Raw genomic sequence first — 14637 nt, 5'->3', positions numbered from 1 at the left:
TTAAAAAAGTGCATCAACATACTCTTGTGCATTAAAAACTTTTAGATCATCTATAGACTCTCCTACACCAACATATCTTAATGGGGTAGGTTGTTCTTTAGCGATAGCTGCAATTACGCCTCCTTTGGCTGTACCGTCAAGCTTAGTTAAAGCAAGACCTGTAATTCCTAAGGCTTCATTAAATATTTTGAGCTGACTGATAGCATTTTGGCCAGTATTAGCATCTAAAACGAGAAGAATTTCATGGGGAGCTTCCAAATGACATTTATTAATTACACGTTTAATTTTTGTAATTTCATCAATTAAATGTTTCTGGGTCGGCAATCTTCCTGCTGTGTCAGCAATAACAATATCAATATTTTTTGCTTTTGCAGAATTGATTGCATCGAAAATTACAGCACTTGGGTCACCGGAAGCTTGTGAAACAACGTGTACATTATTTCTTTCGCCCCAAACTTCAAGCTGCTCTGTGGCGGCTGCACGAAAAGTATCGCCTGCAGCAATTAAGACAGACTTATTTGCTTCAAGAAAAATTTTAGTCAGCTTTCCAATGGTGGTTGTTTTGCCTGCACCATTAACTCCAACTACCATAATAACAAAAGGGCTTGTGCCTTGTAATACAAGTGGATTTTCAATAGGTGTTAACAGTTCGATTAATTTTTCTTTAAGCAAGCCTTTAATCTCATCTGCATTTTCAATCTTATTTTTTTTGATCGAGGTCCTAATGCTATCAAGGAGGTAAGTGGTAGCCGAAATACCCACATCAGAAGTAAGTAATATAGTTTCTAACTCTTCAAAAAGGGCCTCATCAATTTTTTTGCCAGTAAATAAAGAGGTAAGTTCGGTCGTTAATTTTTCTCTGGTCTTAGTAAGACCCTTCTTTATCTTATCTGCAAAACCAAAAAAACCACCTTTTTTCTCTTCTTTTGGAGGCGCTTTTTCTTCTTTAATCTCGGGAGGTTTATTTTTTAAAGCTTTTGGAGGAGGCTTAATTGAGGACTCAGGTTTTAAAGCTTTTTTCTTTTTTGGGAGATTGGGTGTTTTAGTAACTATTTGTTTGGGTGCAGCAGAGGTCTTCTTCTCTGGTTTTTTAACAGCCTCTTTTTTTACCGCAGGCTTTTTCTCTGGGCTATCTTTTTTAATGATTTTTTTTAGGAATTCAAACATTTTTTAAAATTTTAAGAACTTAATGAGATAAAGAAAAGTCTACGAAACATTCATATTCATTATAATAGCTAAATCATCCAAGGACGAGACGCGTTGTTAAAAAATATTTTACTTCTTTTGTTGTTGTTTCCAAGTTTGCTCGTAGCACAAACTCAAGAATTTAAGCTTTCCAATGGGTTAAAAGTTTTTGTGAGAGAAGACCATCGCTCACCTGTGGTTGTATCTCAGGTTTGGTATCGAGCAGGGAGCCTTGATGAGGTGAATGGGAAAACTGGAGTAGCTCATGTTCTCGAGCATATGATGTTTAAAGGAACCAAGAAAATTAAGGCTGGTGAATTTTCAAGGTTGATCGCAAAGGCAGGTGGAAAAGAAAATGCATTTACAGGCGCCGACTATACCTGTTATTACCAGCAGCTTGAGAAATCAAATCTCGAACTTTCGTTCAGGTTAGAGGCCGATCGCATGCAAAATCTTAATTTATCTAAGGAAGAATTCGATAAGGAAATTAAGGTTGTAATGGAGGAGCGAAGATGGAGGACTGACGATAAACCAACCTCACAAGTAAAAGAGCAATTTGCGTCAACAGCTTTTAAATCTCACCCTTATAGCAAGCCTGTAGTTGGATGGATGAATGATTTAGAAAACATGACAGTAGAAGATGCGAGAGAATGGTATCAAAACTGGTATGCACCCAACAATGCAATTCTTGTAGTAGTTGGAGATATTCAAGCTAATGATGTGCTTAATTTAGCAAAGAAGTATTTTGAAAAAATTCCTGCACGAAAAATTCCAGAAAGAAAACCTCAGGTTGAGCCTAAACAAATTGGTGAAAGAAGATCGGTTATTAAGGCGCCAAGTGAATTATCTTATCTGTTAATGGGTTATCAGGCACCAACTCTAATGGATCCTTTGGGCAATAATGAATCATCTTGGGAGCCTTATGCTTTAGAGATGTTATCTAATATTCTGGCTGGGAATGGTTCATCAAGACTTAATCAAAACATTGTCAGAAATCAACGTTTGGCAGTGAATGTGAGCGCTGGATATGACTCAACATCCAGAGGAAGAATTAGTCTTTTTGAGTTGGAGGGCACTCCAAATGACTTTAAGAAGATCAATGAGCTTGAAAATGCATTGCTCCAAGAAATTGAGAAAATTAAAAAAGATGGCGTAACCCAGGAAGAATTAGATAGAGTTAAATCTATGGTCATCGCAAGCGATGTATACCAAAAAGACTCAATGTTCGGGATGGCGATGGAAATTGGTCAACTTGAAACAATGGGTTATTCATTTCACTTAAGTGATGGTTATATTGAAAAAGTAAATAGCGTTACTTCTGAACAAATAAAAAATGTAGCTACGAAATACTTAACTCGAGATAAATTATCTATAGTAATTCTCGACCCTCAGCCAATGACGGAAGCTACCTTACCGAAGGGGCGGCCTCATGTTCATTAAATTCATTCAAATTATTTTCTTGTTTGTATGTTTTATGCAAAATTCTTTTGCTGCATTAAAAATTGATACATGGAATACACAAGCAGGGACAAAAGTTTTTTTTGTCGAGAATCATGACCTTCCTATACTTGATATCAATATAAATTTTTTTGCAGGTAGCGCCCAAGATCCTGCTGGCAAAGAAGGTCTTGCTAATTTAACTCGTCACCTTATGAATTTGGGAGCTGGGGGCATTAATGAGGAAAAGTTAGCTAATCAATTTTCAGATATTGGAGCAGTCATTAAAGGGGATGTTGATCTCGACAGAGCCTATTTTAAATTAAGAACACTAAGCTCCTCTTCTCAAAAGGACAAAGCGCTTACTCTTTTTAAAAATGTAATTCATTCGCCCGATTTTCCAGTGCCAGTGATAGACAGAGAAAAAAATAGATTTATTGCAAGCATTAAGCAAGCCATGACTCAGCCGGAAGCAATTGCTAATTTGGCATTCATGAAATCTATATATGGTGAACATCCCTATGCGCATGATGAAGCAGGTAGCATCGAGACGCTTCAAAAGTTAAATCAAGAAGATTTGAAACAGTTCTATAAAAACTATTATTTATCATCCGAAGCTTCTATTGTAATTGTTGGTGATCTTAATATTGATGAAGCTAAAAAAATAACTGAATCAATCAGCCAAGGATTGCCTCAAGGAAATACAAAACATAAAATCAGTCCTGTAACGGCTTCAAATTATGTTGGTGTTAAAAAAATACAACATCCTGCAAAACAGGCGCATATATTGATGGGCATGCCTGCATTAAAGCGCGGAGATAAAGATTATTTTCCTCTTTATGTTGGTAATTATATTTTAGGAGGTGGTGGTTTTGTATCAAGGCTAACTGAAGAGGTCAGAGAAAAAAAAGGACTAGTTTATAGTGTCTATAGTTACTTTATGCCTCTCTACGCTGAAGGCCCCCTTGAAATTGGGTTGCAAACTAAAAAAGAACAAGCAGATGAAGCGCTTACTATTGTAAATAGCACGATTAAAAAATTTATCGATGATGGGCCTACTGAAAAAGAACTTATTGCTGCTAAACAAAATTTGGTCGGGGGATTCCCTTTAAGGTTGGATAGCAATGCAAAAATTGTTGATTATCTAAGTATGATTGCTTTCTATAACCTACCTATATCTTATATAGATACTTACATTCAAGAAATTAATAAAGTTACTACTAGCCAAATAAAGACAGCATTTAAAAATAAAATTGATCCTAATAAACTTACGACCATAATTGTTGGTGCAGAATAGTTTTTGAAGACAGTAAAAAATCAAGTCAAAATTATTGGCGGAGAGTGGAAAAGAAAAAATATTTCTTTTATTGATTCTCCAGGACTGCGGCCTACCCCAGGCAGAGTTAGAGAAACTCTATTTAATTGGTTAGAACAGGATTTAACCGGTAAAGTTTGTTTAGATCTCTTTTCGGGCTCCGGTGTCATCGGCTTTGAATCTCTTTCCAGAGGCGCTCTTAATGTAGTTATGGTTGAGAAATCCCCTCAGGTTTTTAAAACAATTCAAGAAAATAAAAAACTTCTACAAGCTGACCGAGCGTCTCTTCTGCTCACGGATGCGCTCATGTTTCTTGAGAAGAATAATACTAAGTTCGATATTATTTTCTGCGATCCACCTTTTAATGAGGGCTGGGAAGGTAAATTATTTCCTCAATTAGCTAACCATTTAACGGCGGATGGGCTAATATACTTTGAATCAGAAGTGAGCTTAAATGAATATAGTTTATTTAAAATTATAAAAAAAAGAAAAGCAGGCAATGTCTTTTACCATCTAGTTACATTAAAAAATAATGACTCAATCTAACCTAGCTATTGCTATCTATCCAGGAACGTTTGACCCTATTACATTAGGTCACGAAAATATTGCTCATCGTGCCACAAGAATTTTCGATAAAGTTATTGTGGCTGTCGCTTCCAATTCAAGTAAACAATGCTTTTTCTCTTTTGAGGAAAGAGTAGGCTTAGTGAAGGCTGTATTTAAAGAGTACAAAGAAATTGAAGTTATTGGTTTTAATGGACTTTTAATGGACTTTGTTGAAGCACAAAATGCTCAAGTTGTTATTAGGGGGCTCAGAGCTGTTTCTGATTTTGAATACGAGTTTCAATTAGCAGGCATGAATCGTAAATTATATCCAAATGTTGAAACGCTTTTTTTAACACCTTCTGAGCAATTTACTTTTGTATCTTCGAGCTTAGTTAGAGAAGTCGCTACCTTAGGTGGGAATATAGAGCAATTTGTATCTCCAATCGTCAAGGATGCTATGAAAAAAACTGGACGTTAATCATGGCATTAATGATTACGGACGAATGTATTAACTGTGATGTATGTGAGCCTGAATGTCCAAATAATGCAATTTATCAGGGGGTTAACATTTACGAAATTAATCCACAGTTATGTACGGAATGTGTTGGACATTTTGATAAGCCTCAATGCCAAGAAGTATGCCCGGTAGATTGTATTCCTCTCCATCCTGAATACACAGAGTCTAAAGAAGATCTTATGCTCAAATATCATCAACTGAAGAAAGACAAAGTGAATTAGATATGCGTGTCCTTCATACCATGATTCGTGTGAGTGATTTGGAAAAATCACTCACTTTTTATATTAATATTTTAGGCATGAAACTCTTAAGACTTCATGAGTATCCAGAGGGAAAATTTACATTAGCCTTTGTGGGTTTTGGAGATGAAAAAGACCATGCTGTGATTGAGCTTACTTATAATTGGGGTGTTACATCATATGATAAAGGTAACGCTTTTGGGCATATTGCAATTGAAGTTGAAGACGCATATAAAACTTGCGAGCTAATTAAAAGTAAAGGTGGAAAAGTTGTTCGTGAAGCTGGTGCGATGCAACATGGGACAACGGTAATTGCTTTTATTGAAGATCCAGATGGCTATAAAATTGAGTTAATTCAAGCAGGTACTTTTTAATTAATCAAATAAGCCTTTCATTTTATCAAGCCAACCCTTTGATTTTGGGCTGTGCTTGCCTCGATCTAATTGATTGATTTCTTCAAGCTCTTTTAACAATTCTTTTTGTCTGTCTGTCAGCTTAACGGGTGTTTCTATAGAAACATGACAATGAAGATCACCAGGTGAATTTTGTCTTAATGGTTTAATGCCCTTACCTTTTAATCTGAATACAGCCCCAGTTTGTGTTTCAGCAGGGATTTTCATTTTTGCATGTCCGTCTAAAGTGGGTACTTCAATTTCGCCACCAAGAGCTGCAGTAGAAAAGCTGATTGGCATTTCGCAATGCAAATTTCCACCATCACGTTCAAATAAATCATGTTTTTTAAGATGAGCTACAACGTAAAGATCTCCTGGTGGACCACCATTTATGCCGGATTCACCTTCACCTGACAATCGAATACGATCGCCTTCATCTATGCCTGAAGGAATTTTGACGGATAGTGTTTTAGTTTGTTTGACACGACTAGCTCCATGACAAGTTGAACAGGGTTCTTTGATAATTTTTCCAGTGCCATGACACTTAGGACATGTTTGTTGTACAGAGAAAAACCCTTGTTGCATTCGGACTTGGCCATGGCCATGACATGTATCACAAGAGACGGGTTGTGTGCCCGGTTTAGCGCCACTCCCTTTACATGGCTCACAAGAAGTCATGACAGGGATGCGTATTTTTGTTTCCGTTCCCTTTGCCGCATCTTCTAAACTGATTTCCATGTTGTAACGAAGATCAGCCCCTCGATATACATTAGATTTTTGACCGCCACGACCACCGCCAAAAATATCACCAAAGATATCACCAAAGGCGTCATTAAAATCTGAAAATCCTCCAGATCCAGGGCCACCCATGCTGGGATCTACACCTGCATGACCATATTGATCGTAACTTGTTCTTTTTTGTGAGTCCGACAGTATTTCGTATGCTTCCTTAGCTTCTTTAAAATTTTCTTCAGCTTTTGGATTATCAGGATTTCGATCAGGATGAAATTTCATTGCAAGCTTACGATAAGCTTTTTTTATTTCATCTTCTGAAGCGTCACGAGATACACCAAGAATCTCGTAATAATCTTTTTTAGTTGCCATGGTATTTTTTCAAATAATAAAACAACATCAGAATTTCTGATGTTGTTTTAGTGGTTAAAGGTTATTTGTCTTGTTTGTCTTGTTTTACTTCTTCAAATTCAGCATCAACAACTTCAGCATCCACCGTTTTTTCTTCCTGAGGTGCTGAATTAGAGTTAGGTTGTTGTGCTTGTTGTTCGGCATATATTTTCTCACCTAGTTTTTGCGATGATTCCATAAGCTCTTTTGTTTTAGCTTCAATCTCTTCTTTATTGTCAGATTTCAAAGATTCTTCTAGAGATTTTATAGCAGTTTCAATTTTTTCTTTTTCTGCAGCATCTAATTTATCTCCATGGTCGGTGATAGATTTTTTTACTGAATGAATCATGCCATCTGCAGAGTTTTTAACATCTACAAGCTCTCTAATTTTGCGGTCTTCATCTGCATACTTAACGGCATCATCTTCCATTTTTTTAATTTCTTCTTCGCTAAGCCCGCTATTTGCTTTAATCGTAATTTTATTTTCTTTGCCAGTAGCTTTATCTTTAGCTGATACATGCAAGATACCATTAGCATCGATGTCGAATGTTACTTCAATTTGCGGTGAACCCCTTTGTGCAGGAGGTATGTCAGTCAAATTAAATTGACCCAAGCTCTTATTGCCTGAAGCAACCTCTCGCTCACCTTGAAGCACATGAATCGTCACAGCATTTTGATTATCTTCCGCTGTTGAGAATACCTGAGATGCCTTTGTAGGAATGGTAGTATTTTTCTTAATAAGTTTAGTCATTACACTTCCTAGTGTTTCAATGCCTAAACTCAATGGGGTAACATCAAGAAGCAACACATCTTTTACATCACCTTGAAGAACACCTCCTTGAATTGCAGCGCCCACAGCTACGGCTTCATCAGGATTGACATCTTTTCTTGGCTCTTTACCAAAGATGTCTTTTACTTTTTCTTGGACTTTAGGCATACGACTTTGCCCACCCACTAAAATGATATCTGTGATGTCACTTCCAGAAACGCCTGCATCCTTCATTGCAACTTTGCAAGGCTCAATTGTTCTTTCGATAAGATCATCTACAAGAGACTCAAACTTTGCGCGCGTGATTTTAACGACAAGATGTTTTGGGCCGCTCGCATCAGCAGTAATATAAGGAAGATTAACTTCAGTTTGTTGGCTACTTGAAAGTTCAATCTTTGCTTTTTCAGCTGCTTCTTTAAGGCGTTGTTTAGCAAGCAAGTCATTTCTTAAATCGAGCCCATTTTCTTTTTTAAATTCATCTGCCAAGAAATCAATTAAGCGATTATCAAAGTCTTCGCCACCAAGAAATGTATCCCCATTGGTTGAAAGCACTTCAAATTGATGTTCGCCATCCACAGTAGAAATTTCAATTATGGATACGTCAAACGTCCCGCCACCTAGGTCATATACTGCAATCTTTCGATCACCTTCTTGTTTATCCAAACCAAAAGCAAGTGCAGCTGCGGTAGGCTCATTGATAATACGTTTAACTTCAAGACCTGCAATTCGGCCGGCATCTTTAGTTGCTTGGCGTTGACTATCATTAAAGTAAGCAGGAACTGTAATTACAGCTTCTGTGACTTCTTCACCCAAATAGTCTTCAGCCGTTTTTTTCATTTTTCTTAAGACTTCAGCTGAGATTTGGGGTGGGGCCATTTTTTGATCACGCACTGTTACCCAGGCGTCACCATTGTCAGCTTTTGAAATTTCATATGGCATTAAGCCAATATCTTTTTGTACTTCTTTTTCTTCAAAACGGCGACCAATTAATCGTTTTACGGCAAACAACGTATTTTTTGGATTCGTGACTGCCTGTCTTTTTGCTGGCGCGCCAACTAGGATTTCGCCATCATCTTGATAGGCAATAATTGAAGGAGTAGTTCTAGCACCTTCCGCATTTTCAATCACCTTAGGCTTCCCGCCTTCCATGACAGCCACACAGGAGTTTGTTGTTCCTAAGTCAATACCGATAATTTTAGCCATTTTTTTTCCTTAAAAAATCTGTTTAATTTGATAGATCTATAATTGGGATGATCTTGAATATTTCAAGAGCTTATGTACTTTTAGTTTTTGAGACGGTTACCAAAGCTGGTCTTATGACTCTTTCGTTCAATAGATAACCTTTTTGAAGCACTGTTAAAATTTTATTTGGCTCTTCTTCTGATTCCACCATACTGATCGCCTGATGTTGATTAGGATCAAATTTTTCACCTAATGCTTTAATCTCATTGATACCAAATTTTTCAAATACATTGATTAATTGTTTTTGTGTAAGCTCAACCCCGTTTTTATAGCTCTCGAGATTCGCATTTTCAACAGTAAGGGCAGCATCAAGGCTGTCTTTCACAGAAAGTAATTCGCCGCTAAATCTTTCTAGTGCAAATTTTCTAGCTTTATCGATATCTTCAATAGAACGTTTTCTTATATTCTCGCCCTCAGCTTTAACATAAAGAACCTGCGCTTCAGCTTCAGCTAATTTTTCTTCAAGGAGCTTTAGTTTATCTTCTGGACTATCTGTAGTTGATTGATCTGAATGATTTTCTGACTCATCTATGGGAGTATTATTTTTATCTTCTGCGTTCATATTTTTACCTTTTAAATCTTTTGAAAATACTGCGGGTTAAAACAAATTTGGGGGTGAAGTAGTAAATTTCAAGGGGGTAGAGTTAAATAATTGCTTCAATTTGAGAAATCGTGGATTCGGGGGTGGGCGTCACACCTATCTCACCTAGGTTAACTGATGGCACCTTAATGTTAGGATAAACGCCAGTGAGGTAAGGGTTGCTATCCATATAAAGGCCAATCGTTGGAATGCCCAAGGCATTGCCAAGATGGGTGAGTCCAGAATCAACGCCTATGATGCATTTAGCTCCTGAAATAACATTAGCGAGATCACTGATATTCATTTTAGGCAGCACTAAAGAATTATTTGAGGCTTTGCGGAGAGCTTTAGAAAAATGATATTCCTCAAGATTACCCCATGGCAAAAGGACCCTTAAACCTAGCACATTGAAAAATTGAATAACTTTGAGCCAATGTTCCTTAGGCCATTGCTTTGATTTTTTGCTAGATCCATGAATCAGAACGACATAGCGCTCAGAAAGATTGAAGTTGTTGATATTATGAATCTCTAATCCAAAATGAGCTGACTGATCTAACAATTCATATTGAAAACATTTAGAGGCTAATTCTCGATTGCGAACAACTGCATGAATTTGCTTTGATACAGTATGCGTGTATTTATAAAAGTAAGAGGCGGCTCCTTCTCGGATAGAGGTTTTATCAAAGCCATGAATATCCCCACGTGTAAAGAGAGTAAAAAAAGCACTTTTTAAAAGACCCTGAAAATCAATAATAATGTCGTAATGATTTTCTCGGATAGCCTTAATAGATTTATACAGTCCAATCCAAGTTGACTTTTTTCTAAGATTTTTTTTCCACGTTCTTAAAGAGATCGTAATAACAGAGTCAACTCCTGGATGAAGTCTCGGCACATCTGCGAAGGATTCCTCTACCAGCCAATCAATCGAGCTCTCAGGAACAAAATATTTAATATCATTAATGACTGGTAAACAGTGAACAATATCGCCTAGTGAGGATGTTTTAATGATAAGTATGCGAACCATATAAAGAATTTTCTCATATAAATCAATGCCTATAAATCATTTATATAATTAATTCATATTTAATCGTTTGACGCTTACTGAGTGTTTCTAGGATAATCTGTCATAGAGAGAAATTTTTATTCATTCAACCAAACGAATCTATTAAATGAAAAATTCCATAGTCGAAATTACCGAGAGAATTAAAGAAAAAAGTAGACCAACACGCCTTGCTTATTTGGCGCGCGTAGATGCCATGCTTCAAAGGCAGCGAGGAGCAGATCGCTTAGGTTGCGCTAACGTGGCACATGCAATCGCCGCTCTTCCTAAAAATGACAAATTAAGAATTGTTAGTGAGAAGAAACCTAATATTGCGATTGTGACGGCTTATAACGACATGCTTTCAGCGCACAAGCCTTATGAAAATTATCCTTCAATTATTCGCGATGAAGCGAATAAGCTAGATGCTACTGCTCAAGTAGCAGGTGGTGTCCCTGCCATGTGTGATGGAATTACACAAGGCGAACCAGGCATGGAATTAAGTTTATTTTCTCGAGATACTATTGCGATGTCTTCAGCAATTGCCTTATCACATGATGTGTATGATGGCGCTCTAATGCTGGGTATTTGCGACAAAATTGTCCCTGGTTTATTAATCGGCGCTTTGCATTTTGGACATTTACCTACAATTTTTGTGCCCGCAGGACCAATGTCTACTGGCCTCGACAATACTTCAAAATCTAAAGTACGTGAAAAATATGCACAAGGATTAGTGGGCCGTGAAGAATTGCTGGCTTCTGAGTCTGCTGCTTATCATGGTGAAGGTACGTGCACATTTTATGGAACTGCAAATAGCAATCAAATGTTAATGGAGGCTATGGGCCTTCATATTCCGGGCGCTGCATTTATTCATCCACGGGAAGATATTAGAGAAGAAATTACGCGAGAGTCGGTGCGATCTCTCCTGAATATTATTAAAAATAAACATAACAAACCTATTGGTAAATTAGTAGATGAGCGAGTGATAGTCAATGCGATGGCGGCCTTGCTAGCAACTGGCGGATCAACAAACCATCTTATTCACTGGGTTGCGATTGCAAGAGCTGCAGGCATTATTATTGACTGGACAGATTTTCATGATCTTGCGAAGTCAACGCCATTATTAGCAAGTATTTATCCAAACGGCAAAGCTGATGTCAATGAATTTCAAACCGCAGGTGGGCCTGCATTTGTGATTCGTGAGCTCATTGAGACTGGATGCATGTATCCGGATGTAATGACTATCAGTGAAAGCGGCTTAAAAGAATATACAAAAAAACCTAGTAAAGAAAACGGCAAAATTATTTGGACTGACCTCCCTAAAAAAAGTGGTGATGACACTATTGTCAGAACTGCAGATCACCCATTCAGTGAATCGGGTGGACTTAAATTGCTAAATGGTAATCTCGGACGATCAGTCATTAAAATATCTGCTGTACCAGAAGATCGTTACATTATCGAAGGTCCTGCAATTATTTTTGATACACAAGAAGAGCTTTTAAGCGCGTTCGATAGAGGAGAGCTTGAAAAAGATTTTGTTGCAGTCGTTAGATTCCAAGGACCTAAAGCAAATGGAATGCCAGAATTACATAAACTTACACCACCTCTAGCTGTGCTTCAAAATAAAGGGTTTAAAGTGGCAATAGTTACGGACGGAAGAATGAGTGGCGCTTCAGGTAAAATTCCAGCCGCAATTCATTTAAGTCCAGAGGCTTCAGCAAATGGACCTATTGGAAAAATCCGCAACGGGGATACGATCCGATTGAATGCGTTGGTAGGGACTCTCAATGTTTTAGTTGATGAAGATACATGGCATGAAAGAGAATATGAAGTACTCTCAGACAAACATAGAAATGATAATGCTCATGATATTGGCCGCGAGTTATTCGCGGGCATGAGAAAAAATGTGCTATCTGCCGAAGAAGGCGCAGTCACATGGCTTTGATAATATAAGGACAATATGAAAACATTAGATCTAGTAAATTATGGACCAGTGATACCAGTGATTGTGATTGATAAAGTTGAAGATGCCGTGCCTATGGCAGAAGCTCTTCTCGAAGGCGGCATTAAAGTTTTAGAAGTCACTTTAAGAACTGCATGCGCTATGGAGGCTATGGATAGAATTATTAAGCATCTGCCGGAGGCTATCGTTGGAGCTGGAACAATAAGAACTAAAGAAGATGCCTCAGCCGTAAAGTCAATTGGTTGTCAATTTGCAGTGAGTCCTGGCTATACAAGTGAAATAGGAAAGCATTGTTTGGACATTGGACTACCTTTATTGCCAGGGGTATCGACAGGAAGTGAAGTTATGATGGCTAATAATGATGGTTATTATTTCTTAAAACTTTTCCCTGCAGTTGCAGTAGGCGGTATTAATCTTCTAAAAGGATTTGCAGGCCCATTTTCTGACGTTAAGTTTTGTCCAACAGGTGGCGTAACTGTTCAGTCAGCTTCAGATTTTTTGAGTCTGCCTAATGTTCCTGTCTGCGGGGGAACTTGGCTAACCCCAAAAGATCTTGTCGCAAATAAAAATTGGGTAGAAATTACAAAACTAGCAAAAGAAGCCAGTGCGATTCAACGTCTTTAGCATTATTCAAAAATAATGCTGCCTATTTCCCAATATAAAACAATCCTATTTGATTGTGATGGGGTTGTTCTAAATTCAAACTTTTTAAAAATAGAAGCATATCGGTTAACTGCATTAGAATTCGGAGCATCCGAAGAAGATGCTATGAGGCTAGTTAACCATCACATCGAATATACAGGCATATCTAGAAACATTAAATTTGCTTATTTTTTAGAGACCATACTTAAAAAGCCAGCAGATGAGTCAGCCATGAATCATTTGCTAAGACAATTAAACATTGAAGTTGAGAGACTTCTTGAAAATTGTGATATCGCTGAAGGCCTAGAAAATCTTAGAGAAAAAACAAAACAGGCTCACTGGATGATTGTTTCCGGTGGCGATCAAGAAGAAATTATTCGGCTTTTTTCTAGAAAATCATTATTAAAATATTTTGACGTTGGTATTTTTGGAAGCCCTGATTCTAAAGAAGAAATTGTGGCGCGCGAATTAAAAAAATCTACAGGACAAGCGCCTGCTTTATTTATTGGCGATTCAAAATATGACTATCAAGTTGCAAAGAAGAATAATTTAGATTTTATTTTTTTAAGTGACTGGACAAATTTCTTCGAGTGGAAACATTTTTGCGAAGAAAATAAAATTGAAGTCTATCAAAAGCTAGACGATCTAAACCGTTAAATAAGTTTTTTTATAATCTCACTAGGCTTAATATTTTTTAGGCAATTGGCATGTTGAAGCGGGCAAATTCTTTCAAAGCAAGGGCTGCATGAGAGATTGAGATAAGCTAATTTTGCATGCCTACTCAATGGCGGAGTTTTTTTAGGGTCAGAAGAGCCAAAAATAGCGACTTGTTTAATATTTAAACTTGCCGCCACATGCATAAGTCCGGAATCATTACTTAAGAACGTTTGGCATAAACTCATTACATCAATCACTTCTTCAAGTTTAGTTTTGCCGATCAGATTAATCACTTTGTTTTTTGTGAGTCGATCTAAAGTTTTTCCTAAATCTTGATCGTGAGTAGAGCCTAATGAAATAACTACCCATCCTTTTTGTATAGCCTCATTTGCTATATCAGCAAAATACTCAATAGGCCATCTTTTAGACTCACCGTATTCAGCACCAGGAGCAATACCAAGAACTTTATCAGATCCGCTTAATTTACCTGGCAAAAGTTTTTTACCCTGACTAGGCTTCGAGATAAGGTATGTCGATAAACTCACCTTAGTGCCTTTTGATTTTGGTGCAAGTGCTAAAAATTGGTCAACCGTTCTATACAGTGAAGGATCTTTTTTAATGCGATCGTTAATTAAAGCAAAACGCATTTCTCCTAAAAAACCAGTTCGCTTTGAAATGCCTGCAAAAAATGGTATCAGAGCTGACTTAAATGAATTCGTTAAGACAATAGCCTGTGAATAACCTTCCAGCTTCAAAACTTTAGCAATCTGATAGCGTTTTAATATATTTAGCTCACCGTGAGAAAAAGGCAATGAAATAGATTGGTCAACCTCAGGCATTCTAGTCACCAAGGGAATCGTCCAAGCGGGAGAGGCTACATGAAGCTCACTATCAGGATAAATATCTTTAATGACCTTAAATAGCTTTTGTGCGATAACCATATCACCAAGCCATGATGGTCCAATAATGAGAATTTTTTTTGGGTTCAAAAT

The 14637-nt window shown here is 37.3% G+C and carries 15 protein-coding genes; 9 read left to right on the top strand and 6 right to left on the bottom strand.

Annotated features, from left to right (window positions below; genetic code table 11):
• Nucleotides 1-1167 carry a signal recognition particle-docking protein FtsY gene (gene ftsY, locus FIT79_RS04840; RefSeq protein ID WP_139875821.1) on the bottom strand — a complete coding sequence of 389 codons (1167 nt, stop codon included), beginning with the start codon at nt 1165-1167 and terminating at the stop codon, nt 1-3.
• Between the two features lie 93 nt (nt 1168-1260).
• Between ftsY and FIT79_RS04835 the strand changes: the two genes are divergently transcribed.
• Genes FIT79_RS04835 through gloA form a run of 6 tightly spaced genes read left to right on the top strand, consistent with a single transcriptional unit; the run spans nt 1261 to nt 5613 of the window.
• The gene (locus tag FIT79_RS04835) at nt 1261-2625 is read left to right on the top strand and encodes a M16 family metallopeptidase (protein WP_223259621.1); all 1365 of its coding nucleotides are present in this window, start codon (nt 1261-1263) and stop codon (nt 2623-2625) included.
• Nucleotides 2615-3919, top strand: coding sequence for a M16 family metallopeptidase (locus FIT79_RS04830; RefSeq protein ID WP_189644850.1), 1305 nt, complete (start codon nt 2615-2617; stop codon nt 3917-3919). The genes FIT79_RS04835 and FIT79_RS04830 overlap by 11 nt, the downstream gene beginning before the upstream one ends.
• Nucleotides 3920-3922: 3 nt before the next feature.
• Nucleotides 3923-4483 (top strand): 16S rRNA (guanine(966)-N(2))-methyltransferase RsmD, encoded by a 561-nt coding sequence (gene rsmD / locus FIT79_RS04825; RefSeq protein WP_139868145.1) that lies wholly within the window; start codon nt 3923-3925, stop codon nt 4481-4483.
• Nucleotides 4470-4961, top strand: a complete 492-nt coding sequence (gene coaD / locus FIT79_RS04820; protein WP_049814349.1) for a pantetheine-phosphate adenylyltransferase — start codon at nt 4470-4472, stop codon at nt 4959-4961. Before rsmD ends, coaD begins: the two co-directional genes overlap by 14 nt.
• 2 nt (nt 4962-4963) lie before the next feature.
• Nucleotides 4964-5221, top strand: coding sequence for a YfhL family 4Fe-4S dicluster ferredoxin (locus tag FIT79_RS04815; RefSeq protein ID WP_139875819.1), 258 nt, complete (start codon nt 4964-4966; stop codon nt 5219-5221).
• Between the two features lie 2 nt (nt 5222-5223).
• Entirely contained in the window at nt 5224-5613 is a 390-nt protein-coding gene (gene gloA, locus FIT79_RS04810; protein ID WP_139875818.1) for a lactoylglutathione lyase, read from the top strand.
• On the opposite strand, the gene dnaJ is transcribed toward gloA, so the two are convergent.
• From dnaJ to waaC, 4 genes are all read right to left on the bottom strand, one after another.
• Nucleotides 5614-6735 carry a molecular chaperone DnaJ gene (gene dnaJ / locus FIT79_RS04805; RefSeq protein WP_139875817.1) on the bottom strand — a complete coding sequence of 374 codons (1122 nt, stop codon included), beginning with the start codon at nt 6733-6735 and terminating at the stop codon, nt 5614-5616.
• Between the two features lie 61 nt (nt 6736-6796).
• Entirely contained in the window at nt 6797-8725 is a 1929-nt protein-coding gene (dnaK, locus tag FIT79_RS04800) for a molecular chaperone DnaK (RefSeq protein ID WP_139870545.1), read from the bottom strand.
• A gap of 70 nt (nt 8726-8795) precedes the next feature.
• A complete protein-coding gene (grpE, locus tag FIT79_RS04795; RefSeq protein WP_139868137.1) occupies nt 8796-9326 on the bottom strand; it encodes a nucleotide exchange factor GrpE in 531 nt (176 codons plus the stop codon).
• An 82-nt stretch (nt 9327-9408) separates the two neighbouring features.
• On the bottom strand, nt 9409-10368 hold the full coding sequence (gene waaC, locus FIT79_RS04790) for a lipopolysaccharide heptosyltransferase I (RefSeq protein ID WP_139875816.1): 960 nt from the start codon (nt 10366-10368) through the stop codon (nt 9409-9411).
• 145 nt (nt 10369-10513) lie between these two features.
• Here waaC and edd point away from each other — a divergent pair, with 145 nt between their 5' ends.
• From edd to FIT79_RS04775, 3 genes are read left to right on the top strand one after another with little or no spacing between them, the layout of a single operon-like run.
• Entirely contained in the window at nt 10514-12328 is a 1815-nt protein-coding gene (gene edd, locus FIT79_RS04785) for a phosphogluconate dehydratase (protein WP_139875815.1), read from the top strand.
• A 15-nt stretch (nt 12329-12343) separates the two neighbouring features.
• On the top strand, nt 12344-12970 hold the full coding sequence (locus FIT79_RS04780; protein WP_139875814.1) for a bifunctional 4-hydroxy-2-oxoglutarate aldolase/2-dehydro-3-deoxy-phosphogluconate aldolase: 627 nt from the start codon (nt 12344-12346) through the stop codon (nt 12968-12970).
• 15 nt (nt 12971-12985) lie between these two features.
• Nucleotides 12986-13645 carry an HAD family hydrolase gene (locus FIT79_RS04775; protein ID WP_317615454.1) on the top strand — a complete coding sequence of 220 codons (660 nt, stop codon included), beginning with the start codon at nt 12986-12988 and terminating at the stop codon, nt 13643-13645.
• On the opposite strand, the gene waaF is transcribed toward FIT79_RS04775, so the two are convergent.
• Nucleotides 13642-14634, bottom strand: a complete 993-nt coding sequence (gene waaF, locus FIT79_RS04770; protein ID WP_139875813.1) for a lipopolysaccharide heptosyltransferase II — start codon at nt 14632-14634, stop codon at nt 13642-13644. The genes FIT79_RS04775 and waaF overlap by 4 nt on opposite strands.
• Between the last annotated feature and the right edge of the window lie 3 nt (nt 14635-14637).

Origin of the sequence: Candidatus Methylopumilus universalis, from assembly GCF_006365315.1 — a bacterium.
GTDB lineage: Bacteria > Pseudomonadota > Gammaproteobacteria > Burkholderiales > Methylophilaceae > Methylopumilus > Methylopumilus universalis.
The sequence above is the reverse complement of the archived record's forward strand: the minus strand, read 5'-3'. Positions and strand labels throughout refer to the sequence as shown.

Bases quoted from the DNA above. Each gene is read 5' to 3' on its own strand.
- ftsY (WP_139875821.1), bottom strand. From the start codon at position 1,167: ATGTTTGAATTCCTAAAAAAAATCATTAAAAAAGATAGCCCAGAGAAA.
- FIT79_RS04830 (WP_189644850.1), top strand. From the start codon at position 2,615: ATGTTCATTAAATTCATTCAAATTATTTTCTTGTTTGTATGTTTTATG.
- coaD (WP_049814349.1), top strand. From the start codon at position 4,470: ATGACTCAATCTAACCTAGCTATTGCTATCTATCCAGGAACGTTTGAC.
- FIT79_RS04815 (WP_139875819.1), top strand. From the start codon at position 4,964: ATGGCATTAATGATTACGGACGAATGTATTAACTGTGATGTATGTGAG.
- gloA (WP_139875818.1), top strand. From the start codon at position 5,224: ATGCGTGTCCTTCATACCATGATTCGTGTGAGTGATTTGGAAAAATCA.
- dnaJ (WP_139875817.1), bottom strand. From the start codon at position 6,735: ATGGCAACTAAAAAAGATTATTACGAGATTCTTGGTGTATCTCGTGAC.
- dnaK (WP_139870545.1), bottom strand. From the start codon at position 8,725: ATGGCTAAAATTATCGGTATTGACTTAGGAACAACAAACTCCTGTGTG.
- grpE (WP_139868137.1), bottom strand. From the start codon at position 9,326: ATGAACGCAGAAGATAAAAATAATACTCCCATAGATGAGTCAGAAAAT.
- waaC (WP_139875816.1), bottom strand. From the start codon at position 10,368: ATGGTTCGCATACTTATCATTAAAACATCCTCACTAGGCGATATTGTT.
- edd (WP_139875815.1), top strand. From the start codon at position 10,514: ATGAAAAATTCCATAGTCGAAATTACCGAGAGAATTAAAGAAAAAAGT.
- FIT79_RS04780 (WP_139875814.1), top strand. From the start codon at position 12,344: ATGAAAACATTAGATCTAGTAAATTATGGACCAGTGATACCAGTGATT.
- FIT79_RS04775 (WP_317615454.1), top strand. From the start codon at position 12,986: ATGCTGCCTATTTCCCAATATAAAACAATCCTATTTGATTGTGATGGG.